The organism is Lonsdalea quercina (assembly GCF_900107885.1).
Taxonomy (GTDB): domain Bacteria; phylum Pseudomonadota; class Gammaproteobacteria; order Enterobacterales; family Enterobacteriaceae; genus Lonsdalea; species Lonsdalea quercina.
Window position 1 is genome coordinate 118,406 of the sequence record NZ_FNQS01000003.1, and the last position, 23,866, is coordinate 142,271.

Sequence of the window (23,866 nt, forward strand, 5' to 3'; positions counted from 1 at the left end):
TCATAAGCAGGTACTCGAGTGTAGGCAAACTTTAGTCGGAAGATGCTCCCTTGTTACAAAAACAGGGATTGCACTGATTAAGCCAACCGGCCAGCCGCCAAGATTTCTCTTGACGGCTTGATAAGCATGATGATCAGTTAACCCTACACATGACGTAACTTGCACCCGGTTGAGGTGACGTCCCGGGAACTCCCGTGGAGTAGATGAAGGCAATATCTTGCTTCGCACGCCATGTCGTGGTTGTCTCTGCGTCCCAGTAGAACTGGTAGTGTGTCAGTGACGAACTATCACGCCATTCACCAAACAACTTGCCCACCACTGATACCGCACCATCCGTCAGGTCTGCTTCAGACTCTATAGTAGGGGATGATCCGAAGGCCCTGCAGGCAGAACTCGCATAGTTAGAACCATTCCTTTCCACAGCAGCACGGTCAGAGACTCTGTACCATTTCAGCAAAGTGAAGGTATAGGTCAGCGGCGTCCCCCCAGATTTAGGCGTAGCGGTGATGGTCACCTGACGCTCCGACTCCGCCGGCGAATCATCACCACTGTCTGCAGATGTCGTAGAAGCTTTCATGGTCGCAACGCCATTATTGTCCACCGTTACCCAAGACCGGTCACTGCTCCAGGTATAATTGATCTGGTCATTCCTGGCGTTATCAATATAGAAATACATCTGCGCGTTGGCAAAGCCCGTTTGTGGGAAGCCTTGCCCCGTCGTAAAGACGTACGTCGTACCGTAAGGCGAGACGCCCGTGATTGATGAGGCCACAAAGGTAACGCTCTGCGTTTTACCTGTATCACGGCTGTTCTCTCTCGCCTGAGCCGTGACCGTCACCTCTTCACCTACCGTATCGGTCAGGGTGACCTGTGCCTGCCCGCTGCTGTTAGTGATGACTGCCTCGGCACTAAGTGTTGCGCTACCCGTCACGCTGAACGTCACTGGCGTATTCGCTATCACTGCGCCGTTGCTGTCTGTAACCGTGGCGGTCAGGGTAGACGAAGCACTACCATCTGCTTTCAGACTCGTGTCGCTGGCCGACAGCGCGGTGACGCTAAAGATGATAAATGTCGTCTGTGCCGTGGCCGTTTTCCCGTTACTGAGCGCGGCGGTGACAGTGACGGTCTCCGCTGTAGCGTCGGTCAACGTGACTACGACCTGGCCATTGCTGTCCGTCGTCCCCGCAGAGGAAGAAAGGACTGCGCCGCCGTTTGTACTCAGCGTGACACTTTGACCGGAAAGGGAATTGCCGTTGCTGTCCTTCAGCGTCACCGTCGCCGTATTGGTTGCGCTGCCATTAGCCAAAGCCCCGGTTGTGGCGGTCACCGCCAGCACTGCGCTGTCCAGATCGGCCACAAAACTGCTGTCTTTCGTCTGACTGCTGCCGGTAGAAAGTTTTGCCGTCACCTGCACCGTTTCGACCACCGTATCGGTCAGTGTGACCTGCGCCTGCCCATTACTGTCAGTGTTGACCGCCGCGCTACTCAACCTCGCGCTACCGCTGACACTGAACATGACGGGCATATTTGTTAGGGGGTTGCCGTTCGAATCCGTGACCGTCACCGTGGCGGTATTGGTGTCGCTACCCGATGCCTTAGCCCCGGTGGTCACAGTCAGGTCTTTCAACCGGGCGCTGTCCTTGTCGGAGACAAACAGGCTCGGTGCCGTAGCGCTGCCACCATTAGACAGGGTCGCCGTCAAAGTCAGAGACTCGGCAATGGTATCGGTATAAGACACCGTCGTTTTCCCGCTGCTGTCGGTGACCGCAGACTGACCAAAGACAACTGTAGATTTATCTGCTGACCATGAAATGGTCTGACCTGCAAGCGCATTGTCGTTTGCATCCGTCACCGTGACCTGAGCTACGTTCGTCGTTTTCCCATCTGCCGGGCTGCCGTCCGAGGTGACACTCAGGATACCGATTTTCGCGGTGGCGTTATTCCCGGTGAAATGCACCGTCGCCTCTGCCGCCTGGCTGCCTGACGTGGCACTGATGGAGGCGCTGCCAGCGGTCGTGGACGACAGGTGCACCGTAGCCTTACCACTGCTGTCTGATGAAGAAGCGTTTTCCTTCATCGTGACGCCGCCAGGCAGGGTCCAGGTAATGTCTTGTCCTGTTGCCGGCTTGCCGTTGCTATCCGTCAACGTGGCCACGACTGTGTCCGTACTGCTGCCATCCGCCACAGCGTTGTCCTGCGTCACGGTTAGTTCGATTTTGCTGACCGATATCGCCACGAAGTGACTATTTTGTGAAGCGCTAATACCGCTACTTTGCACCGTTACCGGCACCGTCTGTGCTTTCGTGCTGGTCAGCGTCACCGCAGCCAGTCCGTTGTTATCCGTGACGGACGATGCCGACATCAGGCTAACGCTGCCGTCAGTGGAAGGTGCGAGCCAGTTGATTGGCGCGTTGCGCACCGGCTGCCCGCTGCGGTTTGTCGCCAGCACCTGTAACACATTTCGGGTGGTTCCATCCGCCGGGCTATTATCCGTGATTTGCGTAAGCAAAAGGTGCGCTACGTCCTGCGCCGGATTTTTACGATACTGCAACACAATCTCGTTGTTACGATTCACCAAGTCATAGCGGCTGGCAGCCAGGGTGCGCATGACCTGCACATTCGCCGGATCAATCTGCCACCGCCAGTCGTGACCGAAGTTCCAGCTCACGTCTAAGGTAACCTGCGTGTCATGGACGCCTTTTCCCTGACGATGGTCGGTGCCCAGTGTAACTAAAGGAATCGGGGTGTATTCAACGCCTGCAGTGATTGCGTTCGGGTTGTGCTGTAAGTGATCTTTATTAAAGAGTGCCACCTGGTCGCCATAATACTGCTCCCACACCAGTTTGCCCCCCAGTTGAGGATAAGCCGGCAACCACCCTTCGGCCCGGATATCGTATCCGTCGGCGGGTTTCTCCTGCCAAGTACCGTCAAAATCGCGTGAGGTGTGCCAGTCTGTAGTCCCAATATAGGTATTGGCCGACAGCCTAAGGTAATCACGCCAGGCTTCTCCGCCAAAACCCACTCGCCGGTTATGCCCGGTAAGGTCGTTATCTAAGAAAACGTTGCCACCATACATCCAGCCATTTTGCCAGAAAGTACGTACGCCCCAACCCAGGTTAGTTGTGAGACGGTCCGATGGTTTGCGGATCCCGCCCTGCGCAAATAAAAGGGCATGCCCATTGTCATAAAATGGAACCAGCAGATCGCCGCTGCTGTGACTCCAGCTCCCGTGGCGATCCATGTTGAGCTGGACACGGGCCGTACCGAAGCCGTTCAGCCACTGTTGTAGCCCTGCAGACGCCTTCCCTACGATTAGAGATCGTGCGGAATCCGATGCATACCCTGAAGACAACATACCTGCGCCCTGAGTCATGATGTCCGAATATGGCAGGGAATCATCTTGTACAGAAGACGGTTCATCGGTATGGCGATCGACGGAGAAAGGCGAGCGGGGTTCAGCCGCAGCGGACTGAGAAATAACAACGGGTATAACAGGCAGGAATGCCTGAAGTACAATCTGAGACCAAACTATAATTTTTTTCAAAGATTTCATCGTATCACTTACAGCATTGTTGCAAGTATCAGAGAGGAACCCATAGCCCGTTAACAAAATCATATATTTTAGAATTTGCTAACCAGGTCCTCCCAACGGAATAACCAAAGTAGAATAATTCCACGCAACCATTACGCAGAAGACTACCTCGATCTCTTTTATCGCAGCGTTGTCGGACGTCATCAATTTAAATACAGCCTGGTGCTGAATTTTCTTTGACTCGCCATTGTCGCATTAAGTAATATTAATTAGATATTTCACCTGCTCAGAAGTCACTTTATATCATCCTCCCTCGCTCTTCAGAAAAAATTAATTTTTTGGGTTAAGAGCGATATATCACTATTGCAGTGCATGGCACCACATATAATCGGAGAGTAAAAAGAACGCCTGAGCGGTAATAGAACCATAATCCTTGACGGTTTTCCATACCTTTTTTTCTTCAGATATAAAGATTATCTGATATTTTATCTTCGATAATGTATTCATTTCTCGCTTCTCTTCCTCTACGCCAGGTTTCTGCGGGGGAAGTATATTTACTTTATTTTATTCGGCAATAATGATCGGTTGAGACTATTGGATTGAGCATCATCACTTCCGACTGAATTAAATAGGACTTAAACCATGAGCCTGAAAAGAGGTTGCATTAAAGGTTCTAAAAATCATGACCTTAATCAATAAAAAGCACTCACAGAACTATCACAAGGGTGATTAAAACCCCTATTTACACAAAGAATTTAACGCAGGAGACACGAATGTTTTACACAATTCGTTTAGGCAATATTTAATTTGAAAACTGAACACCCGGTAGGAACCTGATTAAACTTAACGTAAAAATGTGAATTAGGTACGAAAATTTCTGTTGATCGTTTTAGCTACTTACTTTATAGGCTAGACATTCCCGTCACAGTGATTAAATTTTGGAAACCTCGGATTCCATAATACTTTTTACCTATAGAAACAAATTTTCACTTCGCATTAAACAGGTTTTAATTTAAGGCTGTGTTAGTTGATATCTTACCCTGTACAAATAAGTCTCGTCATCCTAGAGTTATATAGGTTTATCCAAGCGGAGTAAAAACAGAAGACAGCAGTCCACCCTAGTTGAGATATTTTCTATTTCGTAATATTGAGCTATAACTAATGATTGATAACCCCCTAAACAATATTCACGGTGTAATCGACTAGTATTGGCTACATATTACCTACTGCTTTATTTCTGCGCCGGATATTGTACACAAAAGAATATTGCTCTGAACATGCCGCACCTTAATGGTTTCATGTTTTTGCTTCCTAAGTAACAGGCGGTCACAAGTTCATGACTGCTGGATTTATGTAACAGAAACACCTTAGCTCTCCTGCATAAACGGGGGGAATTCAATTTGACTCATAACATTTCAAACGAGGAAATATTTATGTATACCCTGATTTTGACAGCCACCTCTACGGCATCAGCCAACGGGTCCGATACAAACACCGCAACAGCCATACTGATGAACGATGGTCAATATGTCAGCGGGAAAGCGGTTGAATTCAGATTAGTAAGCGGAAACGCGATTTTTTCTGATGGAACTCAAATCATTAAGGTGACAACCAACGCTTTGGGACAAGCCTCCGTAGAATATACAGACACCGTGGAAGAAACTATTTCAGTAATGGCTATAATGGCAGACGATGCATCAGTTTACAGCATCACGACCTCTTCTTTTAAGGCTAGCACACCGACTCCGGGACCCCTTCCGACGCTCGAGGTTACACGAATTTATAACGACAACAATAAAAATTTCGAGATTGGTGGCCCCCATCATCTGTTCATAGGCGCAACGTTTTATATTGAAATCAGCGAACCGTCGCCGTCCACCATCTGGACATGTGATGACGTGAATGTGCAAGTGAAAAATGTCAATGGTTTAGGGCATGTTTCGATAAAAGGCACGCCAATATCCGACGTGATTCAAATCAAATTCAGCAATGCATCAGGCAGCGGCGAATATGATATCGCTTGTAATCTTTATCTAGATAATGTTCATGCCGGATTAAATAAAGCGATGCCAACCAGTGCTGAATATATCGCGATATATGGTGAGTGGGGTGATATGACTACGTTCGGCTGGGGAAAAGCATCGGGGGCTTATTATTATTACGCTTTCCACAGCATCTTGTCGGGGAGTACTGTTGATATGACCGATGGCCAGAAAAAAGTCATTGGTCTTGGTTCATGCAGTTACGCGTCTAAACAAGTGCTTAGTAAAGTCCTGCCAGACGGAGACTAATGTACAACTGACCAACAATGACTAATGGGGGTAACCGCCATGAAAATTGGCGGTTACCCCAACGATGAACGCCTTGGCATTTCCTCAGCCACATGGCCCGGTCATTGTCATGACGACAGACAACGGACCTCGCTGGCTAGACTTACACGTAATCCTGAGACCTGTGTATTCGGTCACCCCATTTTCAATGAGCCGACGGTGCGTTACATCATGAGGTCGACAATCCCCAAGACTCATTGTTCAACGATGCCGTTCATCCTCTATCGCTCTTTAGCGATACACGCTTGTTATTAAACAATCAGTAGGGTTAGGCAGCCCAACTGTGCTTCCACATGTATCGGTTTGCGTTTTCATGATAATGGACAGTTTATCGATAGAGTAAAGACTCCTGATGATCAGGTGAATGGGAAACGCCTCTACCGAAATTCGTTTCTGGAGTTAATGACTTGGTTGCCGATGATATTTTGCGCATGGGTCGACGTCGTGGTCCGTTCTTTTTTCTTATATTGATCGGGAGAACAATATGGATGTATCGCAAATTGCCTCGCTAGCTACCCGCGTTGATAACCAAGAACTCAGTCGTCGGGTGAGCACCACCCTACTGAAAAAGACATCGGATAATCAAGAGTCAACCGCAGCCAATCTTCTCGAATCAATCCCATCGTTGCCGGCTAATCCGGCGGTGGGGCGAAATATCAACACCACTGCCTAAGTCGCGTTGTGAGCGGCTGCGTTCAATAAATGCCGGTGCTTTGCCAATCAATCGCTGATTTGTTCTTAGGTAAACTTGATTGATAGTCGGTGAGTCGCCGCGGCCTCAACCTGCGACAGAGAGTCCCGGGTTGAAGCGAGCAGCAGGCGATGGTGGCTTGGGGTGGCGCATAGCCTACCGCTAGTTTCAGCATTAAAGTTTCCATCAAAATACCTGAGGCCATTGAGGTACCTGATTGACGAGCTGTATACATAATATACTATGAACTGCGCTAAACTCACCGGAGAGATACTATGGCCTCATCCAAAGTCGACGTCCTGTTTCAGCCTTTCCATTTGAAGAATCTCGCACTCAAAAACCGCATCGTGATGGCGCCAATGACGCGTTCATTTGCCGTTAATGGCGTTCCGGACGAGAAAATCGCCGCTTATTATCAGCGCCGCGCCAAAGGTGATGTGGGTCTGATCCTCTCTGAAGGCACGGTCATCAACCGACCTGCCTCACGCAATGACCCTCAAATCCCCTTCTTCCACGGTGAGAAAGCCTTGGCAGGCTGGAAACGCGTCATCGACGATGTCCACGCCGTGGGCGGGAAAATGGGGCCGCAGCTGTGGCACACGGGATCAACCGTCAGCTTGTTGACGGACTGGACGCCGGATGCCGAGGTGGAAAGTCCTTCTGCATTGGTTGCCCCCGACCAACCGCGCGGTGTGGCGATGAGCGAGGAAGATATCGCCGATACCATCACCGCTTTCGGTCAGGCCGCGGCCGACGCCAAGCGTCTGGGCTTTGATGTCGCGGAAATCCACGGCGCGCATGGCTATCTGATCGATCAGTTTTTCTGGGCGGGCACCAACCTGCGCACAGACAGCTACGGCGGCGCAACGCTAAAACAGCGCTCCCGTTTTGCGGCCGAGATCGTTCAGGCCATGCGTAAAGCTGTCGGGCCAGACTTCCCGCTGATTCTGCGTGTCAGTCAATGGAAGCAGCAGGACTATGCGGCGCGTCTCGCGCCAACGCCTGAGGAAATGGCTGACTGGCTGGTTCCGTTGGTGGACGCCGGTGTCGATATCCTTCACTGCTCACAGCGCCGGTTCTGGCAACCCGAGTTTCCAGAAATCGACGGAGAGAAGGGATTAAACTTTGCCGGTTGGGCGAAGAAACTGACCGGAGCTGCGACGATCAGCGTGGGTTCCGTCGGCCTGTCGAGCGACTTCATGGGCGCGTTTGCCGGTGAAAGCGCCAAACCTGATAACCTCGACAACCTGATTGCACGTATGGAACGCGACGAGTTTGATTTGATTGCCGTCGGCCGCGCTTTGCTGAGCGACCCGAATTGGGCTGCCAAGATCAGAACGGGTCAGCAGGATGCATTGGAAGATTTCACCGCCGATGCGTTGAAGACGCTGGTTTAAACTTCAACTGACAGCGTCAGTTGTGATGTCGGCTCCTCTCTGTCCAGGGCATTCATCGCCAACGCCCTTCCCCTGCGGTCAGCGTCCTGCTGGCCGTTTATTTTGGGGCGAACTCATACGTTACCCACGCTAAAGTTTTCCTCACGGTTTTTCTTCATAATGCAGATGGTTGCACCACTATCTTGACCGATAAATAAAACCATTGGTTACCGTAGCCCGGTAGGTCCGGAATAATCACCGTGAGCGCGCTAAGCAGTGCCGGAACAAAAACGATGAGACTTTTTCAGTTTTCATGGACAGGACCTTTTTGGTTATGAGCATCGTGCTGACGAACTAGTGATGCGTGGCTTCAACAAACTTGGCCAGTTCCTGGTTAAAGCGCCGTGGCTCTTCAATAAACGGCGCATGTCCCGAATCAGCAAATATCAGTGACCGAATGCGCGGATTCACCTTTTGGGCTCTCGACAGCGCAGCCTGCGGGTTGACCAAAACATCATGCTTGCCATAAACAAACAGCAGCGGAACGCGGGCAGAACCGAGCCCCTGAACAAGCGGAATATTCATGCCCTGTACGGCTCGCTGCATTGACCATGAGGCCATCGCGGCGCTCGCAATTAGACGCTCAAACGTACGAATATCCGGCTGTTGGTGAAAACACAGCTGGACAAAGCGGCGCTCGCCATCAAGGTGAGTTCTTAAATCGCCGGACGTCATATCACGATAAACGGCAGGGTGAGCTGGAATTTGTTCGGGAACTAATTCAACCACGCCATCGACGTACATTGCTCCCCTGATATTGCCGTCACCGTAGGCAGCCAGATAATGGGTAATGACAGCACCACCAAGAGACCACCCAACGAGCAATGGCTTTGCGGCATGACTGCCTTCTATCACCGTGGCAAGATCTTCCGCCCAGCGCTTGCCGTTTTGATACGATGATTCCTGCTCAGGTTTACCAGAAATCCCGTGCCCCCTAAGGTCATAGGTGATGAGCCTTAAGTGATTGAGCTGCACATCCTGCACCTGCTTCTCCCAATTCAGATGGCTTCCCAGCAGCCCGTGAATAAAAATAATGGGCGTCCCCTGGGGGTCACCTGATTCTTGTACCGCCAGCCGGGTCCCATCCGGTGCGGTCAAGAAGTAGTTTTTTGCTGCAACGGTCAGGGGCAGAAAGAATATCAACAGTAAGCACAACCGTGTGCGGAGAGAGCGAAATAGCAGCATGATAGAGTCCTCAAACAGAGATTTCAGGCTATGCTGAACCCTGACATTAATGTCAGGGTCAAGCGAAAATTCACGGGGGTAGGTATGTCTTTATCAATCGGTGAGGTTTCAGTACGGACAGGCGTCAGCGTGAGGGCAATTCGCCATTACGATAAAAAGGGGCTCGTCACCTCAGTGCGGGGAGACAACGGCTACCGTTACTTTAGTGAGCAGTCGGTTGCACAGATCTGCCAGATTCGCCGGCTGATACTTGCAGGGTTCACGCTTGCCGAGATTGAGACGTTCCCTGCCTGTATGCGTAGAGAAGAGAATAGGGAGTTTTGCCCTGAAACCCATGATGTTCTGCGAAAGCATCTCGATGAAGTTGATAAACATCTGTGTTCACTGGAAACACAACGCGAACGTCTTCTGAAAGCGTTGACCGGACGAAAAGCAAATTAATCATCATGCAGAGTCATAAGCATCATAAACTGCCCCTGAAATGCCCGTTCAGTTCGTCTTTATTTATGGTTACTATGAGGTCAACATCCTATGGATTCCGGTTTCGCCGGTCAGACAAGGTACCCCCAATAGATAAACAGGTGACCGCTGAACGGGTCAGCCCAGCGCGCAGCGCGTCCCTGCACCTTCGCCGACAGTTCGCTAAAGCTGCACCGCTTATCTGCGAACAGGGCTGATCAGATCACATTGGCAGACGATGATCGACGGCCTCAAAGCTCATGACGAAAAATACGAGGTTGTTTGATTTCTCATGATTAAGTCAACGCAAGGTTACCTTATTTAAGTGACGGTGACGTGCGCCACTTAGAGCACAAAGCCATAGTGAGAACCGTCCGGCAGTTCGACATCAAGCCGCAGCTTGCCGCCGGTCGCCTCAACATAGCGTTTCAGAGTGGAGAGTTTCAGGTCCCGGCCCCGTTTCTCCATCCCCGCCACGGTCGGCTGCTTCAGACCCAGGGCCTGCGCCATCTCCACCTGCGTTTTCCTTACCTTCTCACGCAGTTCGGCAAGGTGGATATTCAGCAGCATATCCGTGGCCATTGCGTGCGCATCCGCAACGACGTCCGGTTTTTCATCCGCAATAAGCTGTTCTAGCGTTCTGCCCATAGCGTTACTCCTTTTTGTGTAATCGATTGAGATAATGAGTGAACTCCCGGTCGGCCAGCGGGATCATTTCATCGTAAAAGCGTTTTTCATTACCCGCCTTATTGCCTGCACACAGCAGAATTCCGGTACGGTGCGGATCGAACGCGAAAAAGGCGCGCAAGGGATCCCCCCGGCTTTACACTCTCAGCTCTTTCATGTTGCTGTAGCGGGAGCTTTTGACCGTATCTGCATAAAGTCTTGGCAACAATGGTCCCTTTTCCCGCAACACAATGAGCGCCGCGAGTACGCAGGCCCTGTCGATGTCGCATAACGAACAAAACCATGCGTCAAATGTATCCGTTGTTTCAATGATCCACACACGACCTCCTCATCACCATAGGTTAAATGCTATATAGGTGAAAACCTATATTTTGATTGTGTCGTGATAAAACGCGTGATGCACTCACGCAGGTCGGAAAGCCCGAGAAGCCTTGAAATGTGAGATGAGGGTTGGGACGACTCGACACGCGTTTTGCGAACGGTGCCGCGTTTTTCAAGCTACACAAAGTACGCCGATGGTACAGCACGGTGTCCCTCGGTCGGGACAGCGATGTCAGGCGGTAGAAGGGACAAGCAGGAAGCGGCGGAGAGAAAAAGAAACGCCTCGCCCATTTGCGGCGAGGCGTCATTACGGCTGTTTTTACGGCTAATAAGGGAAGCCGTCGCCCCTAACGACGTTCCCTCGCGGTCTAGAGCGACCATTCATGCAGAACAAACGATATTGCGCGGCAACGCTCAGTTCAGCTTCGCCGCAGATTGTCTATACCTCGGTCGCTTTATCGCTGTCTTCACCAAATTTGTGACGCATATGGGATTCGATTTGCTCCAGGCTTTTTCCGCGGGTTTCAGGCACCATCGCCGCGATAAACAGCAGAGAACACACGTTAATCACCGCGAAGATGAAGAAAGTCTGACTCCCGGCAAATGCCAGCACGGGCGGGAAGCTCAGCGCCACCAGCGCATTGAAAATCCACTGAACCGAAATGGCGGTGCCCGACAGGCGTCCGCGCAGCTGCATAGGGAATAGTTCCGACATCAGCAGCCAATAAACCGGCGCGATAAACATCTGCATAAAGAACAGGAACACCAGAATACACAGTAGTGCGATGTAACTTTGAGTCAGATCGGCGGGCAGGAAAGTCAGCACGGCCCCCAGCGAAACCTGCGCGACGATGACGAAGACAAAGCCCGTCATCAACATCCGGCGTCTCGCAAAACGGCTGACGGCCCAAATCCCCGCCAGCGAGGCAATCACTGACACCACCCCGTTCCCAATGGTGGCGGTGATGGCCGCCGTGGTGCCGAGACCGGTGGATTTCAAGATAATGGGCGTGTAGTACATGAACGCATTGACGCCGGTGAACTGGAGCGCAAAGCCCAATCCGATGCCGATAACGAGCAGCCTCAAGACCCATTTCTCGCGCAGCAGCTCGCCGACCTCCGGTCCGCGTTCGGCTTCTTTAACCTGCTCTCTCATATCGCGCAGCTCTTTGCGGACCTCGTGCGGCGTCTCGCGAAGTTCCTGCAACACTTCTTTCGCCTCGGCGTGACGTCCTTCAGAAACCAGCCAGTGGGGAGAAACCGGCACGAAGAATGTCCCGATGAAAAGCAGAATGCCGGGCACCATAGCGATGGCCAACATGTAGCGCCACATATGTCCTTCATTCAACAGGTAGCTGAGCGCGGCGCTGACCACATAGGCAACCAGTTGCCCCGTCACGATCATCAGCTCATTGCGGCTGACCAGCGGCGCTCTGAGCTTTGGCCCGGCGATCTCGGCAATGAAAACCGGCACGGTCGAAGATCCCCCGCCGACAGCCAGTCCCAGCAGGAATCGCATGACGACCATCGAAGTGACGGAGGGCGCCAGCGCGGTGCCCACCGAGCCTGCGACAAACAGCACCGCAAGGCTACGCAGCGTAATACGACGGCCAAACTTATCGGAGAAAAAACCGCTAAGGAAGGAGCCTACCGCGGCGCCGAAGACCAGTGAGGAAGCGACCAGTCCCTCAGTAAATGACGTTAACCCTAATCCTCCCTCGGCCGACGGCGCCGACATATAAGGTAATGCGCCTGAAATAATCCCCGTATCGTAACCAAACGCCAATGCGCCCATAGTCGCCACCAGCACGACAAAAAAGATTCTCTGCCTGACGACTTCAGCTCGGGTTAATTCTTTTGTTCCTGGTGAATCAGTGTTTTGGGCATTCATAGTTTTCTCTTTTAATTAGTAGCCTGATGAAACAGCGCTCCCGAAAATGCAAGGTAACCATCATCAACGCACAACGTTAAAAGTGTAGACGCCACTATGCTGTATAAAGGTTAATGCGAAAAATAATATAAACTTACGACTGCGCGCCTTCTCAAGGAGCCGCTCAAGCCACTGACGCAAGCGAACATAAAATTTCATTCAATTTTAATTAATTACACAATTTACACTTTCTCTTTCCGGCAATGCTGCGCTGGGGATCGGCACCCACAGAAAAGCGTAAATTCGGAGTCATCCGGTTCGTTCACCGCAGTCGGATGCCGGAATCTGTTCATAAAATAGCCTACCGTAAGGTTTGCTCAGCCTCATTCATTTCTCATCCCTCTCACAATAACCGAGCAACTTTGGTGAGACGCAATATGAGCATGCACTCCGCTTACTCAGATAAAACGGACCCGCGTCACCCGCACTTCCCGCGGTATCGGACGAGTTTTCGCTCTGCTGCCGTCAGCCGACGGCTTTGAGGTTGTCGTGGATTACGCCGTAAACACGGCCAGTTCGCACGACATGGTCGATAGTATCCGCCAGTCCGGAGGCGGCTCGCGCCAATGGAGACTTCGTCTGATCGTCGCGTGTGCGCCGCGTCATAGGCCGCATCGCGATCGCCGCAGGTCGTCGTTGCGCCACGGCGAAAAAAAGAAACCATGCTAAGGTGCTCTCAGGACAATTCACTGAAAAGGTCAATCATGTCTCGTGTCATCGAACGTCTGTTCTTCATGCTGGCGCTGTCGTTCTGCGGTGGGCAAACCGCTCTCGCCGCACCGGTCTATGGCCCGCAGCTTGAAGGCTTCACCTACCCCTATCCGCTGCACCACTTTGCCTTTACGTCTCAGGGCGTCTCGCTGGACATGGGCTACATGGATGTCGCGCCGCAAGGGCCGGCCAACGGCAAAACCGCTGTATTCCTGCATGGAAAAAATTTCTGCGCCGCAACCTGGGAAGACACGATCAAGGCATTGAGCCAACGGGGCTACCGGGTGATCGCCCCCGACCAGATCGGCTTTTGCACTTCCACCAAACCCGAACGGTATCAATACAGCTTTCAGCAGTTGGCCGCTAACACCCACGCGCTGTTGCTGAGTCTCGGCGTCGATAAAGCGATGGTGGTCGGCCATTCCACCGGCGGGATGCTGGCGACGCGTTATGCCCTGATGTATCCCGAGGCGGTGCAGAAGCTGGTGCTGGTGAACCCCATTGGTCTGGAGGACTGGAAAGCCCTCGGCGTCCCCTACCGTACGCCCGATCAGTGGTATGAGCGCGAACTGAGGACCTCTGCCACCAGTATCCGTAACTACGAACTGAACACCTATTACGTCGGACGCTGGAAACCCGCCTACGATCGTTGGGTCGACATGCTGGCCGGTTTGAATCAGGGGCCGGGACACCAGCGGGTCGCCTGGAATTCGGCGCTGATTTACGACATGATTTTCACCCAGCCGGTCGTCTATGAATTCCAAGCGTTGCAGATGCCGACCACGCTCATTATCGGGACGTCGGACACCACCGCCATCGGCAGCGATATTGCCTCCGCGGCGGTCAAAGCGAGGTTAGGCCATTATGACCAGCTCGGCAAAGCCACGGTAAAACGTATCCCGAACGGTGAGCTGGTGGAGTTTGCGGGCCTGGGACATGCGCCGCAGATGGAAGAGCCTGAACGTTTTAACCGCGCCCTACTGCAGGTCCTGGACCGCTAATCGCGAAGGCTGGCGGTGAACTGAAAACGCCGCCAGCACCCATCTGGTATTGCCGCGTCCGTGCCGACGCGTTCAGGTCTTTGTGTCATGCCACTCGTATAACGCGAAGGACGCGTCGTTCTCTCCAATAGACGCGTCCACTTTGCGGCGAGTCGCTTAACGGAGCGTTGAACATGTTAAAAATAGCCATTCTTGATGATTATCAGGGTGTTGCATTGGCCAGTGCGGATTGGTCCGCCGTGCAATCGCGGGCTAACATCACGGTGTTTCGCGATCATCTGGCCGACGAGTCGGCGCTGATCGCCCGGCTGCGTCCCTTCGATGCCCTCTGCGTAATGCGCGAGAGGACACCGCTCACGGCCCGCCTGTTAGCCCGGTTGCCAAACCTCAAATTCATCGCCTCAACGTCCGCCCGCAATGCGTCTATTGATATCGCGGCGGCACGCGCTCAGGGCATCACGGTGAGTGCCACCCAAGGACGCGGCAACGGAGCGCCGGAGCTGACGTGGGCGTTGTTGCTGGCGGCAGCCCGACATCTTCCCGCCGAATGCGCTTCGCTGCGCTCCGGAGGTTGGCAAGTGGGTATAGGGGCGGATTTGGAGGGCAGCACGCTCGGCATTCTCGGGCTGGGGAAAATCGGAGCTCGGGTCGCGGCGATCGGCCGGGCCTTCGGCATGAACGTGATGGCGTGGAGCCAGAACCTGACGCCAGAGGCCGCGCAGGCCGCAGGGGTGACGTGGGTCGATAAAGCGACGTTGCTGCGTGAATCCGATTGGCTTTCGCTGCATTTGGTGCTTTCTGAGCGCACTCGCGGCATTATCGGCGCGTCCGATCTGGTGTTAATGAAGCCCACGGCGTGGTTGATCAATACCTCGCGCGGGCCGTTGGTTGATGAAGCCGCGTTAATCGAGGCGTTATCACAACAGACGCTCGCGGGGGCGGCGCTCGACGTCTTCTCGAGCGAACCGCTACCTGACAACCATCCCTTTCGGACGCTAAATAACGTGATAGCGACGCCTCACATCGGCTTCGTCACCCATCACACCTACCGTGTTTTCTACGAAGAGACGGTGCAAAACCTGCAAGCATGGCTGGACGGCTCGCCGACGCGCGTAATGACATGATGCGCCGCGCCGCCGCCTTCCTCGCAGCATCAACGAGGACAGTGTTGGGGAAAAGTCGCTCAAGGCGCACCAATATTGCCGTAGAGAACAAAACCGGAACGTTGACAAAGCGTCTGGTAAAAAACGCGCGACGGCGGGCAACTCGAATTAAGCACGAATAATAAGCCGGCGGCCACACAAGGCGGCCGCCGGACAACGTCATGACGAGTTCGGACGTCGCTGGCTTATTTCTCGACCAACTTGCCGTCCTTAACCGCATACTCTTTCTGATTATCAGGGCCGATGTAGGTACGGGCCGGATTCACGAATGCCACGCGGAAAAACGCCTCTGACAGCACCGGTCGATACTGGCTGGCGTCGTTGGGATCGCCCTGCCCGGTGTAACGCGCGATGTAGGGGTAAGGGTAGACCGGACGGGTCGCTTGAAGCTCAGCGGCAGGCGATGCTATCGGCGAGCTTTTCTTCTGCACACCGTGGAACTGTACTTCTGCCGTGGGCTTCCCTTTTGTCGACGCGGCCGGTGGCGGCACCGGGCTTTTCGCGTTGGCGGCTTTACCGGTCACAATCCATTTCGGCGCGTCACCCTCTTCGGTCCAGGCCATCAACGGCGTCAGCAGGTCCATCTGGTCATAGCCTTCGCCATTCCCGCAGTGGCCGACGCCGGGCAGCAGGAACAAACGCATGAACTTATCAACCGCCGCTTTGCCAAGCGTCGTGTTGACACCACGATAGTAGGCCAGAGAGAACGCCGGACTCACCGAATCATCCGCCAAACCATGCCACATGATCAGTTTGCCGCCATGTTGCATGAAGGGACGCAGATTGGTATTGGCCGCGTTATACAGCGGCGCCAGCTGCGCTACCGCATCGAAGTTTCGGCGATTCAGCGGGAAATCACTCATCTTGGAAATGGGCTGCTTCCCGCCGGGCAACAGCACGGACTGCAGTGCCGGCAGCACCATCGATTCCGACATGGAGCGCTCCGTCGCTTTTGCCGGCGCGGGCCAGCGCATTTCGGATCCCAACGGCAGACCGCCGAGCACGAAGCGATTACCCGAGACATCGCCCGCTCCCGCATACAGTTTTCGGGCGACTTCGATCTCTTCCTGGGTCAAGCAGTCCGACTTGTCGCTCTGCTTTTCAGCACAACGCTTGACCCAGTTGGCGGAAAACGAGCAGGCATACGGATTCTGCAGCAGGCCGTCGTGAACGCCGGACAGCGTCGGGCAGTGTTTCAGCACCGCCTTATGCAGAATGGCCAGACGATCCTGAAGCAGGATCGCCGTGCCGTCCTTGCGCTGATTCGCCACACTATTCCAGCCGTGGAAGAACGAGTTTTGGAACTGGAAGAAAGCGGCCGGCGCACCCGCCGAAATACCGTTGAAGTCTTCCGGGTAGCGCTGCGCTTCCATCAATGCTTCGCGCCCGCCGTCGGAACATCCCATGAAGTAGGCGTAACGTTGCGGCTGGCCGTAGTAGGCCGTAATCAGCGCTTTGGTGAGCACCGCCGTCAGATGGTTGGCGCGGTAGGCGAAGTCGATACGTTTTTGCGGATCTTCCGCCCACGAGGCGTCCATCATGCTGCCCTGATGACCCATATCGGTTGCGGCAACCGCGAACTCCCCGTTCATAGCGGGAACGCAGCCGTTGGCGTTGGACAGACTCAGGTTGATGCTGCCGCAAAGACCGCCGCAGCCGACCTGTAGAAAACGCTGAGTCCACTGTTCGGCAGGAAGAGCGATTTCAACGCCGATGGACGGCGCGATCGTCGCTGAAATTTGGCAGAAGTTTCCCTTCTCGGTTTTCGTCAGGGTGGCCGAATGAAGGGTGACCTTTTCCCCGACCGCATTGGAAAACGCCATCGCCCCCAGTTGCTCGCAGGAGACGACCGGCTGGACGGCGGCTAGCTCGGCGGCAGACGCGTTCGACGCCGTCGCAACGACAAAAAGGCAGGCGCCCAGCAGTTGCCCTAGCCCGGTTAGATATTTCATCTCGATCCTCATGGTTCTGTTCCTGTCATTCGTGCGTCGTGCCGCAGCCCGGCTCGCTATTGTGTCCTGACTACGCGGAGGGACGCCGATGTTGCGACATCCGTCACAGCCCCGCGGCGCGCGTTATCCGCCTGGAAATAATAGACGTTTGCGTCTTGACGTGAGTGCGGATTTTCACAACCTTTTCAGTCGGCTGAGTGACGCTTATCACGTTAACCTGACTTCACAGCTCAGGCTGCAAACCGCTCAGCGCCCATCGTTTCAGCGTCCTCAGGCCGAGCCGCGGCGCGGCCCTGCGCCCACGATCACGCCGGGTCGCCAAGGCGTACCACCACCTTGCCGCCGACATTGTTGTAATAGACATCGCTCTTTCGCCCGTGCGCCTTCTAACCGGACTATCTGCCCGACGACGGAGCCGACAGCCCCGTCGCCGCAGCGACCGCCCATCAAGCGGGGAGCGAACGCTATGACGACAGTTTGCCCGCGCCGTGATAGGTCTCCAGCCAATGTGCATAGGGTGCGGGCAGCACCCAGTCAGGGCGGTCGATGTTCAGCGCCTGCGCCAGCCAGTACGGATAGTGCGGATTCGCCAGCATCGCCCTGCCGATCATCACCAAATCCACTTGCTTCTCCGCCACGACGCGTTCCGCCAGCGTAGGCTCATCAACCCCCCAGCCGACCGCGACAGGAATCCCGGCGCCGCGGCTCACCCTCTCTGCGAGCGGCGCCAGCAGCGCAGGCGTTTCCCACGGGATTTGGGTATCGGGAATGACGAAGTTGATGCTGACATTCAGCAGATCCAGCCCTCCGGCCCGCATCCGCCGTACCCCTTCAATGGACTCCGCCAACGTGCGTTCGTCGTTTCCGTCGTACTCGATCACGCCAAAACGCGCGGTCAGCGGCAGATGTTCCGGCCAGACATCGCGAACCGCCGCCAGCGTTTCCAGCATGAACCGGCTGCGGTTTTCCAGATTCCCACCATACCGATCGTGACGTTGATTACTGTGGGCAGAGAAGAAGCTTTGCGCCAGATAACCGTGAGCGAAGTGCAGCTCCAGCCATTCGAAACCAGCATCGCGGGCGCGACGCGCCGCGGCGGCGAAATCCCCCGTCACCCTGGCGATATCCTCAAATGTCATCTCACGCGGGACCCGCGGCAGATTCTGCCCATAGGCGATAGGCGACGGCGCAATCGTCTCCCAGGCGCGGGGATCGTCCTCGGGAAGATGATCATCGCCGTCCCACGGACGATTGGCGCTGGCCTTGCGCCCTGCATGTGCGATCTGGAGGCCGGGAACGGCGCCCGCCGCTTTAATCGACGCCGCGATGCGCGCCAACCCTTCCGTCTGCGCATCATTCCACAGTCCAAGACAGTGGGCCGTGATGCGGCCTTCAGGCGACACCGCCGTCGCTTCGACGATCACCAAACCGGCCCCGCCCCGCGCCAGTCCCGCATAGTGAACCTGATGCCAGGTGTTGGTGAACCCCTCATTGGCGCTGTACTGGCACATCGGCGGCACCGCGATGCGGTTACGCAGGGTAACGTCCTTCAGTGTGAATGGCGTGAACAATACCGACATATCGAACCTCGCTTTCTGTGAATGGAGTCAGCGGACACGCTCGCCGCACAGGGGCGGCGCTGGAGGCTGCACGACGGAAGCCGACGAGTTGGGAGGTCAACGTGTGGGCAACGTCGGACAGGCCGCAGATCAAGCATGGTTGATTTGTGGATCTTTTGCCCGATTAACTATTCGTCACGCCAATCATTCATCAGGCAATCACTGTCCGGACGACGCTTTCTTGATCATCAGAGAATCTGTCATGGCCGGGCTGGCTGCGGGATCGGGCGATGTCCGTCCTCGGTCATCGCCCATATTCAGCAGGATGAGGAAAGTGGGCGGTGCCTCTCGCCAAGACAGACGCGGCGCCGCCGATACGGTGTGACTCAATCATATCGACTCGCGCCCGTCAGGCGTGTGCGCCTTAGCGGTGCTGGCGGAACAGCCACTCCCGAATGGGTTCAATGGTGTAGGCGATGCGCCAGGTATTGCGATGGCCGCTCGCGCCGGCACTCGACTGGTTGGGGGGAATGACCGTGCCTTTGGCAAACGACACATAATTAATTGGGCACTCCTCAGACTCGATAGCCTGGCTGGCCTTGCGGAACTGGTCGGCCGACCACCGACCGTCCCAGACGGCGGTCGCTATCTTCGCGCCCTCTTTTTTCAACACCTCGGTGATCGCGTTCTGTCCCGGAAAAGCCTTGTCGTCATCCTGCGACACCAGAATCCACAGTTTTTGCCGGGCAAGCGGTTTGACCAGCGCCGGGTCCCACTGCCCCGCCACGAGAAACGAAGCGGCGAAAAAGGTCGGGTACTTGATGTTCATCGCTATCGACATCATGCAGCCGCCGGACTGCCCGGTTGCGTAGCATCGGTTGCGATCGATATTGTACTGTTCCGACAGCGACGTGATGAGATTGAGGGTGGCATCCAGCGCATCAGAAGTTTTCGAGTCGTCATCCGCGATAATTTCTGCGTATTGCGGCGCCAGCACAAACGCCGGACGTTGAGCCTGATCGGCCGGGCTGGCCCACGCAATCGCCCCCAATCCCTGATAGAGCGTGGAGCGAGTCACGTCGCTGGTGGCCCCGGCATCGTGCATGAACAAGACCAGCGGATACTTCTGTTTCGGGTCGTAGTGCTTGGGCACAAACAGGTTGTAGCGCAATGTTTTACCCGTTTTCGCATCGGTAAACATCAGCGACTCGAAGTCATCGACGACAAGATTTTCAGCTTGCGTCGTCGTCAGCGGTGCGGGCATGGCGGCAATGCGGTCCCCTTGCACGCTCTTGATATCGCCGGTTTGATGCACCTTGCCGACGGGGAGCGCATACGTCGTGTCGTATGCCGGAATATCCCCTGCTTTGCCGGGGCCGCCCTTGCCGCCGGACGACGGCGGCTGCGTACCCTTTTTGACGTCCTTGCCGTTCTTCGCGTCCATTTTCTCCACCAGCGGTGCATTCGCATCATCCGGCGATAGTGTAACGATAACGAAATGACCGCCGGCCGCTTTGTCGGCGGGGTTGGCGGAAGCGCTGGCGAACACGCCGGTGACCGTTCGGCCTTCCACGCTGAAATCGGCCTTGCTAAGAGACTCGCCGCTGACGGCCTCGTCATATTCCACGGCAACGGCGGTCAACCGAATGCCATCGCCAAAGACCTGCGTTATCGCGCTGGCGCCTTTGACCTTAGCGCGGATGCCCTGCTGGGCCAGCGCGGAGGAATTGATGGCAATCATGGCTCCGGAAAGCAAACTCATCATCAGAAAATCACGACGTGTGGGCATGGTTCATCCTTTCATTGCAAAGTCGTTAGTCTCGTTGGTCATATACCGTACCGGCACTTTTCTTCCACCTTGCCAACCGCGCGGGATCAGGCCGTGGGACAAACGCCGTCGACACACTATCTATCCTAGACCGTTGCCAATCTAATTCGTTGCAATCCACTGATGTCATTACGAATTTTTTACACTCAGCGCTTTCGGAAGCGAGAGGGAAGACAGCGGAAAATGCCAAACAGCCGGGGAAAGCGAGCGTTCGCAAATGAGACAGGGACAGATCACTGCGGGCGAACAGCGTGAACGTCCCGGCGCCCTCTCCTCTTCTACGGCGACGTTAGCGCCAGCCCAGTCCCGGCGCAACCTGCGTCAGTATCGATTCGATCACGTGCGCATTGTAGTCAACGCCCAACTGATTGGGCACGGTTAACAGCAGCGTGTCCGCTTCGGCAATCGCCTCATCCTGCGCAAGCTGCTTGATAAGCTGGTCTGGCTCGGCGGCATAACTTCGGCCGAAAATCGCCCGCGTTTTGTCGTCGAGGAACCCCACCTGATCGGCATCCTGTCCCCCACCGCCAAAGTAGCCGCGATCCCGATCATCCAGCAGCGCGAATATGCTCCGGCTCACCGACACACGGGGTTCGCGCGCGTGTCCGGCCGCTTTCCATGCGTCGCGGTAGGCGCGGATCTGTTTAGCCTGCTGGATGTGGAACGGCTCTCCGGTTTCGTCGTCCTTTAACGTGGAGCTTTGCAGATTCAGGCCAAGTTTGGCCGCCCACTCCGCCGTGGCGTTCGAGCCAGCCCCCCACCAAATGCGTTCACGCAATCCTTCCGAAAAAGGTTCGAGGCGCAGCAGCCCTGGCGGATTGGGAAACATCGGCTGCGGATGCGGCTCGGCAAAGCCTTCGCCACGCAGCGCATCCAGCAGGACCTCGGTGTGGCGACGCGCCATGTCCGAGTCAGTCTCACCCTCCGCAGGCTGGAAGCCGAAATAACGCCAACCGTCGATCACCTGCTCGGGGGAACCCCGGCTGATGCCGAGCTGAAGGCGCCCGCCGGAGATCAAATCAGCCGCGCCGGCGTTCTCTGCCATATACAGCGGATTTTCGTAACGCATGTCGATGACGCCAGTGCCGATCTCAATACGGCGGGTTTTCGCCCCCACTGCCGCCAGCAGCGGGAAAGGCGAACTAAGCTGACGCGCGAAATGGTGCACTCGAAAATAGGCGCCATCCGCGCCCAGCTCTTCCGCAGCGACGGCCAGCTCGATGGATTGCAGCAGCGAATCCGCCGCTGAACGCGTTGCCGACTGTGACGAGGGCGTCCAGTGGCCAAACGACAAAAAGCCTATTTTTTTCAAGAAGTTTTTGTCCTTATAGTGAAGATGGCGAGCCAAGGAGCCACGCGACCTTAAAAGGTATCGCCGAGCTATAAATTTTAGATGAGACTACGCAGAAAGACCAAAACTGACCGGTTCCGCCGCACAGCAGGTCAACCTGGCCCTGCGGGGTTCACGTCGCCGTCACTGCCGACTCTTTCTCCCCTACTCCAGCCATTCGGGCAAAACGTGGCGCAGACTCGCCGTCCACGCCACCCGGCACGCGCTTATTGTTGTCGTTGCAGCGCTTTGCCTATCATCGTGGTGAAATTATTGACGATGGCGTCTTCCGCACAACCTGCTTTCAGCGGACTCGCCTTCACTTCAAAGACCTCATTGGGGTATGCGGCGTCGTCCGGGATATAGCCGATACGATCGTTGACGATAGAGGTCAGGATAGTTTTGAGTAGCGGCGAACTTTTCGCGAGTCGATAGCCGATGCGGGTCATCACTTCGCCCGAGACGCCGGCAATCGCCGTGTCGTTCAGCATCACCAGACCCAGGCGAAGATCCACGTTATCGACTTGGGCTTGATTCATGTTCTCGGTGGTCTCCGTGCCCTGCTGCGTCGGACAGCTGACCACTTTTTCCTCTGCATGAATGTTCACCCGACGCGTCATGTCACTGGGCTTTATCGCGCTGGCGACGCGCACAATCGCCTCGCCAGCGGCCAGCCCCTGAGTTGTGGCCGCATTCCAGGCGAACGCCGCGTCTTTCTCATCGGTGTCCGACAGACCCGTGCGGAAAATCCTCGGATTCTGGTCCGCGACCATGCCTGCCGACCACAGCGACACCACATTTTCCCCCAGCGTTTTCTCTACATAGTCGGCGGCGACCCCGGTCAGATCCCCGGTAACCTGCTTGATGCCCAGCGTCGCCATGGAGTGAACTGCATAATTCGTCAGCAGCGCGATTGGCTGACCGTCTAGCGAATCAAACTTCATCACCCACAGGCCTTTATCGGATGGTCCGGTGGGGTTGACGCCCATAATCCAGCCATCGGCGGTATATTCATCGCGATTGACGTTGATGTTGACCGTCCCTTTTCCCACGCCGAAGCGTGCGGGTTTGGCCTGCTGGTCAGACTGACGAAGCGCCTCGACCATTTTAGTGTAGAGTACTTCGCTCCAGGCCAAAGACGTCGTTGTACCCTCATGCGCCATCGCGCCTGGAGAGACATTGCCTACCCGCGGCGCGCTATGATCGTGCGTGGCGAAGATCAGGATGTTGGCGAACGGTATCTGCAACTCTTTTTCTATCCGCTGACGCACTGCGGTCGTGTCGCCGACTTCCATGGCGTCCACTGAAACCAGCGCGACCTTGTTGCCGCCGCTGTGAATGAGCAGCGTGCGCATATAAATGGGGTCGTGTACCCCGTTGAAATCCCCGCCCATCGGGTTCATGTCTTTCAGGGTGGTGGGCGTGATATCCACTTTGGCGGCACCGACGCGCAGCAAATCGTTGTTCGCCGCCAGGGCAGGCGAAAGCAGGCTGCTGGCGCACAGCATCACGCCGAACGCGACGGAGGTTGGATGTAAAAGGGGAAGGCAAAAACGCGTAGACATAGGTTGTTTCCTTTCAACAAGTTGTATCCGAGAGGGTAAACCGTTGCCCGACAGGCCAGCTACCGGCTGAGATCGCTCACCACACCGCGGCGCGCAATATTCATTTTTGCCTGCGCAGGACGACGGCAAAGAATGCCTTTTCCATGGTACTCTTCGGTACCAAGTATTGATTCACGACGGTACCCT

At 55.1% G+C, this 23,866-nt stretch carries 17 protein-coding genes and 1 pseudogene; 6 read left to right on the top strand and 12 right to left on the bottom strand.

The window, feature by feature from the left end; translation table 11 throughout:
• Nucleotides 1-133: 133 nt before the first annotated feature.
• Nucleotides 134-3,544, bottom strand: a complete 3,411-nt coding sequence (locus BLU64_RS05840; RefSeq protein WP_175527798.1) for an Ig-like domain-containing protein — start codon at nt 3,542-3,544, stop codon at nt 134-136.
• A gap of 1,421 nt (nt 3,545-4,965) precedes the next feature.
• Between BLU64_RS05840 and BLU64_RS05845 the strand changes: the two genes are divergently transcribed.
• The 3 genes from BLU64_RS05845 (at nt 4,966) to BLU64_RS05855 (ending at nt 7,950) form a co-directional block, all read left to right on the top strand.
• On the top strand, nt 4,966-5,823 hold the full coding sequence (locus tag BLU64_RS05845; RefSeq protein WP_026741505.1) for an Ig-like domain-containing protein: 858 nt from the start codon (nt 4,966-4,968) through the stop codon (nt 5,821-5,823).
• 523 nt (nt 5,824-6,346) lie between these two features.
• Entirely contained in the window at nt 6,347-6,535 is a 189-nt protein-coding gene (locus BLU64_RS05850) for a YjfB family protein (RefSeq protein WP_071999716.1), read from the top strand.
• Nucleotides 6,536-6,828: 293 nt separating this feature from the next.
• Nucleotides 6,829-7,950 (top strand): NADH:flavin oxidoreductase, encoded by a 1,122-nt coding sequence (locus tag BLU64_RS05855; protein ID WP_026741504.1) that lies wholly within the window; start codon nt 6,829-6,831, stop codon nt 7,948-7,950.
• 333 nt (nt 7,951-8,283) lie between these two features.
• On the opposite strand, the gene BLU64_RS05860 is transcribed toward BLU64_RS05855, so the two are convergent.
• On the bottom strand, nt 8,284-9,174 hold the full coding sequence (locus BLU64_RS05860; RefSeq protein ID WP_026741503.1) for an alpha/beta fold hydrolase: 891 nt from the start codon (nt 9,172-9,174) through the stop codon (nt 8,284-8,286).
• An 84-nt stretch (nt 9,175-9,258) separates the two neighbouring features.
• On the opposite strand from BLU64_RS05860, the gene BLU64_RS05865 reads away from it, so the two are divergent.
• Nucleotides 9,259-9,615, top strand: coding sequence for a MerR family transcriptional regulator (locus BLU64_RS05865; RefSeq protein ID WP_074728209.1), 357 nt, complete (start codon nt 9,259-9,261; stop codon nt 9,613-9,615).
• Nucleotides 9,616-9,978: 363 nt separating this feature from the next.
• Here the strand turns inward: BLU64_RS05865 and BLU64_RS05870 are convergent, their stop codons facing one another.
• The 4 genes and pseudogenes from BLU64_RS05870 to BLU64_RS17395 form a co-directional block, all read right to left on the bottom strand.
• Nucleotides 9,979-10,281: a helix-turn-helix domain-containing protein gene (locus BLU64_RS05870; RefSeq protein WP_026741501.1), complete on the bottom strand. Its 303-nt coding sequence runs from the start codon at nt 10,279-10,281 to the stop codon at nt 9,979-9,981.
• A gap of 4 nt (nt 10,282-10,285) precedes the next feature.
• A pseudogene (locus tag BLU64_RS05875) lies at nt 10,286-10,639 on the bottom strand (type II toxin-antitoxin system RelE/ParE family toxin).
• 441 nt (nt 10,640-11,080) lie between these two features.
• Entirely contained in the window at nt 11,081-12,532 is a 1,452-nt protein-coding gene (locus tag BLU64_RS05880) for a sugar porter family MFS transporter (RefSeq protein WP_026741500.1), read from the bottom strand.
• 504 nt (nt 12,533-13,036) lie between these two features.
• Nucleotides 13,037-13,177, bottom strand: coding sequence for a hypothetical protein (locus tag BLU64_RS17395; protein WP_157755364.1), 141 nt, complete (start codon nt 13,175-13,177; stop codon nt 13,037-13,039).
• 128 nt (nt 13,178-13,305) lie between these two features.
• Here BLU64_RS17395 and BLU64_RS05885 point away from each other — a divergent pair, with 128 nt between their 5' ends.
• Both BLU64_RS05885 and BLU64_RS05890 read left to right on the top strand, forming a co-directional pair.
• Nucleotides 13,306-14,283: an alpha/beta fold hydrolase gene (locus BLU64_RS05885; protein WP_026741499.1), complete on the top strand. Its 978-nt coding sequence runs from the start codon at nt 13,306-13,308 to the stop codon at nt 14,281-14,283.
• A gap of 173 nt (nt 14,284-14,456) precedes the next feature.
• Entirely contained in the window at nt 14,457-15,407 is a 951-nt protein-coding gene (locus BLU64_RS05890; protein WP_074728099.1) for a D-2-hydroxyacid dehydrogenase family protein, read from the top strand.
• A gap of 224 nt (nt 15,408-15,631) precedes the next feature.
• Here the strand turns inward: BLU64_RS05890 and BLU64_RS05895 are convergent, their stop codons facing one another.
• From BLU64_RS05895 to BLU64_RS05915, 6 genes are all read right to left on the bottom strand, one after another.
• Nucleotides 15,632-17,269, bottom strand: a complete 1,638-nt coding sequence (locus tag BLU64_RS05895) for a tannase/feruloyl esterase family alpha/beta hydrolase (RefSeq protein ID WP_051625425.1) — start codon at nt 17,267-17,269, stop codon at nt 15,632-15,634.
• Nucleotides 17,270-17,621: 352 nt separating this feature from the next.
• Nucleotides 17,622-17,762 carry a hypothetical protein gene (locus BLU64_RS17400; protein WP_157755363.1) on the bottom strand — a complete coding sequence of 47 codons (141 nt, stop codon included), beginning with the start codon at nt 17,760-17,762 and terminating at the stop codon, nt 17,622-17,624.
• Between the two features lie 100 nt (nt 17,763-17,862).
• Complete coding sequence (locus BLU64_RS05900; RefSeq protein WP_074728101.1) at nt 17,863-18,978, bottom strand: NADH:flavin oxidoreductase/NADH oxidase; 1,116 nt, start codon at nt 18,976-18,978, stop codon at nt 17,863-17,865.
• 403 nt (nt 18,979-19,381) lie between these two features.
• Nucleotides 19,382-20,746 carry a carboxylesterase family protein gene (locus tag BLU64_RS05905; protein WP_026741495.1) on the bottom strand — a complete coding sequence of 455 codons (1,365 nt, stop codon included), beginning with the start codon at nt 20,744-20,746 and terminating at the stop codon, nt 19,382-19,384.
• Nucleotides 20,747-21,074: 328 nt separating this feature from the next.
• On the bottom strand, nt 21,075-22,097 hold the full coding sequence (locus BLU64_RS05910; protein WP_026741494.1) for an LLM class flavin-dependent oxidoreductase: 1,023 nt from the start codon (nt 22,095-22,097) through the stop codon (nt 21,075-21,077).
• Nucleotides 22,098-22,342: 245 nt separating this feature from the next.
• Entirely contained in the window at nt 22,343-23,680 is a 1,338-nt protein-coding gene (locus BLU64_RS05915) for a neutral/alkaline non-lysosomal ceramidase N-terminal domain-containing protein (protein ID WP_026741493.1), read from the bottom strand.
• Nucleotides 23,681-23,866 lie beyond the last annotated feature (186 nt).

What these genes read in the sequence shown, in the direction of transcription:
- BLU64_RS05885 (WP_026741499.1), top strand. Translation starts at nt 13,306, where the DNA reads ATGCTGGCGCTGTCGTTCTGCGGTGGGCAAACCGCTCTCGCCGCACCG.
- BLU64_RS05890 (WP_074728099.1), top strand. Translation starts at nt 14,457, where the DNA reads ATGTTAAAAATAGCCATTCTTGATGATTATCAGGGTGTTGCATTGGCC.
- BLU64_RS05865 (WP_074728209.1), top strand. Translation starts at nt 9,259, where the DNA reads ATGTCTTTATCAATCGGTGAGGTTTCAGTACGGACAGGCGTCAGCGTG.
- BLU64_RS05860 (WP_026741503.1), bottom strand. Translation starts at nt 9,174, where the DNA reads ATGCTGCTATTTCGCTCTCTCCGCACACGGTTGTGCTTACTGTTGATA.
- BLU64_RS05895 (WP_051625425.1), bottom strand. Translation starts at nt 17,269, where the DNA reads ATGGCGTTTTCCAATGCGGTCGGGGAAAAGGTCACCCTTCATTCGGCC.
- BLU64_RS17400 (WP_157755363.1), bottom strand. Translation starts at nt 17,762, where the DNA reads ATGTCTATTACAACAATGTCGGCGGCAAGGTGGTGGTACGCCTTGGCG.
- BLU64_RS05905 (WP_026741495.1), bottom strand. Translation starts at nt 20,746, where the DNA reads ATGCCCACACGTCGTGATTTTCTGATGATGAGTTTGCTTTCCGGAGCC.
- BLU64_RS17395 (WP_157755364.1), bottom strand. Translation starts at nt 13,177, where the DNA reads ATGACGCGGCGCACACGCGACGATCAGACGAAGTCTCCATTGGCGCGA.
- BLU64_RS05900 (WP_074728101.1), bottom strand. Translation starts at nt 18,978, where the DNA reads ATGTCGGTATTGTTCACGCCATTCACACTGAAGGACGTTACCCTGCGT.
- BLU64_RS05850 (WP_071999716.1), top strand. Translation starts at nt 6,347, where the DNA reads ATGGATGTATCGCAAATTGCCTCGCTAGCTACCCGCGTTGATAACCAA.
- BLU64_RS05855 (WP_026741504.1), top strand. Translation starts at nt 6,829, where the DNA reads ATGGCCTCATCCAAAGTCGACGTCCTGTTTCAGCCTTTCCATTTGAAG.
- BLU64_RS05870 (WP_026741501.1), bottom strand. Translation starts at nt 10,281, where the DNA reads ATGGGCAGAACGCTAGAACAGCTTATTGCGGATGAAAAACCGGACGTC.
- BLU64_RS05845 (WP_026741505.1), top strand. Translation starts at nt 4,966, where the DNA reads ATGTATACCCTGATTTTGACAGCCACCTCTACGGCATCAGCCAACGGG.
- BLU64_RS05880 (WP_026741500.1), bottom strand. Translation starts at nt 12,532, where the DNA reads ATGAATGCCCAAAACACTGATTCACCAGGAACAAAAGAATTAACCCGA.
- BLU64_RS05915 (WP_026741493.1), bottom strand. Translation starts at nt 23,680, where the DNA reads ATGTCTACGCGTTTTTGCCTTCCCCTTTTACATCCAACCTCCGTCGCG.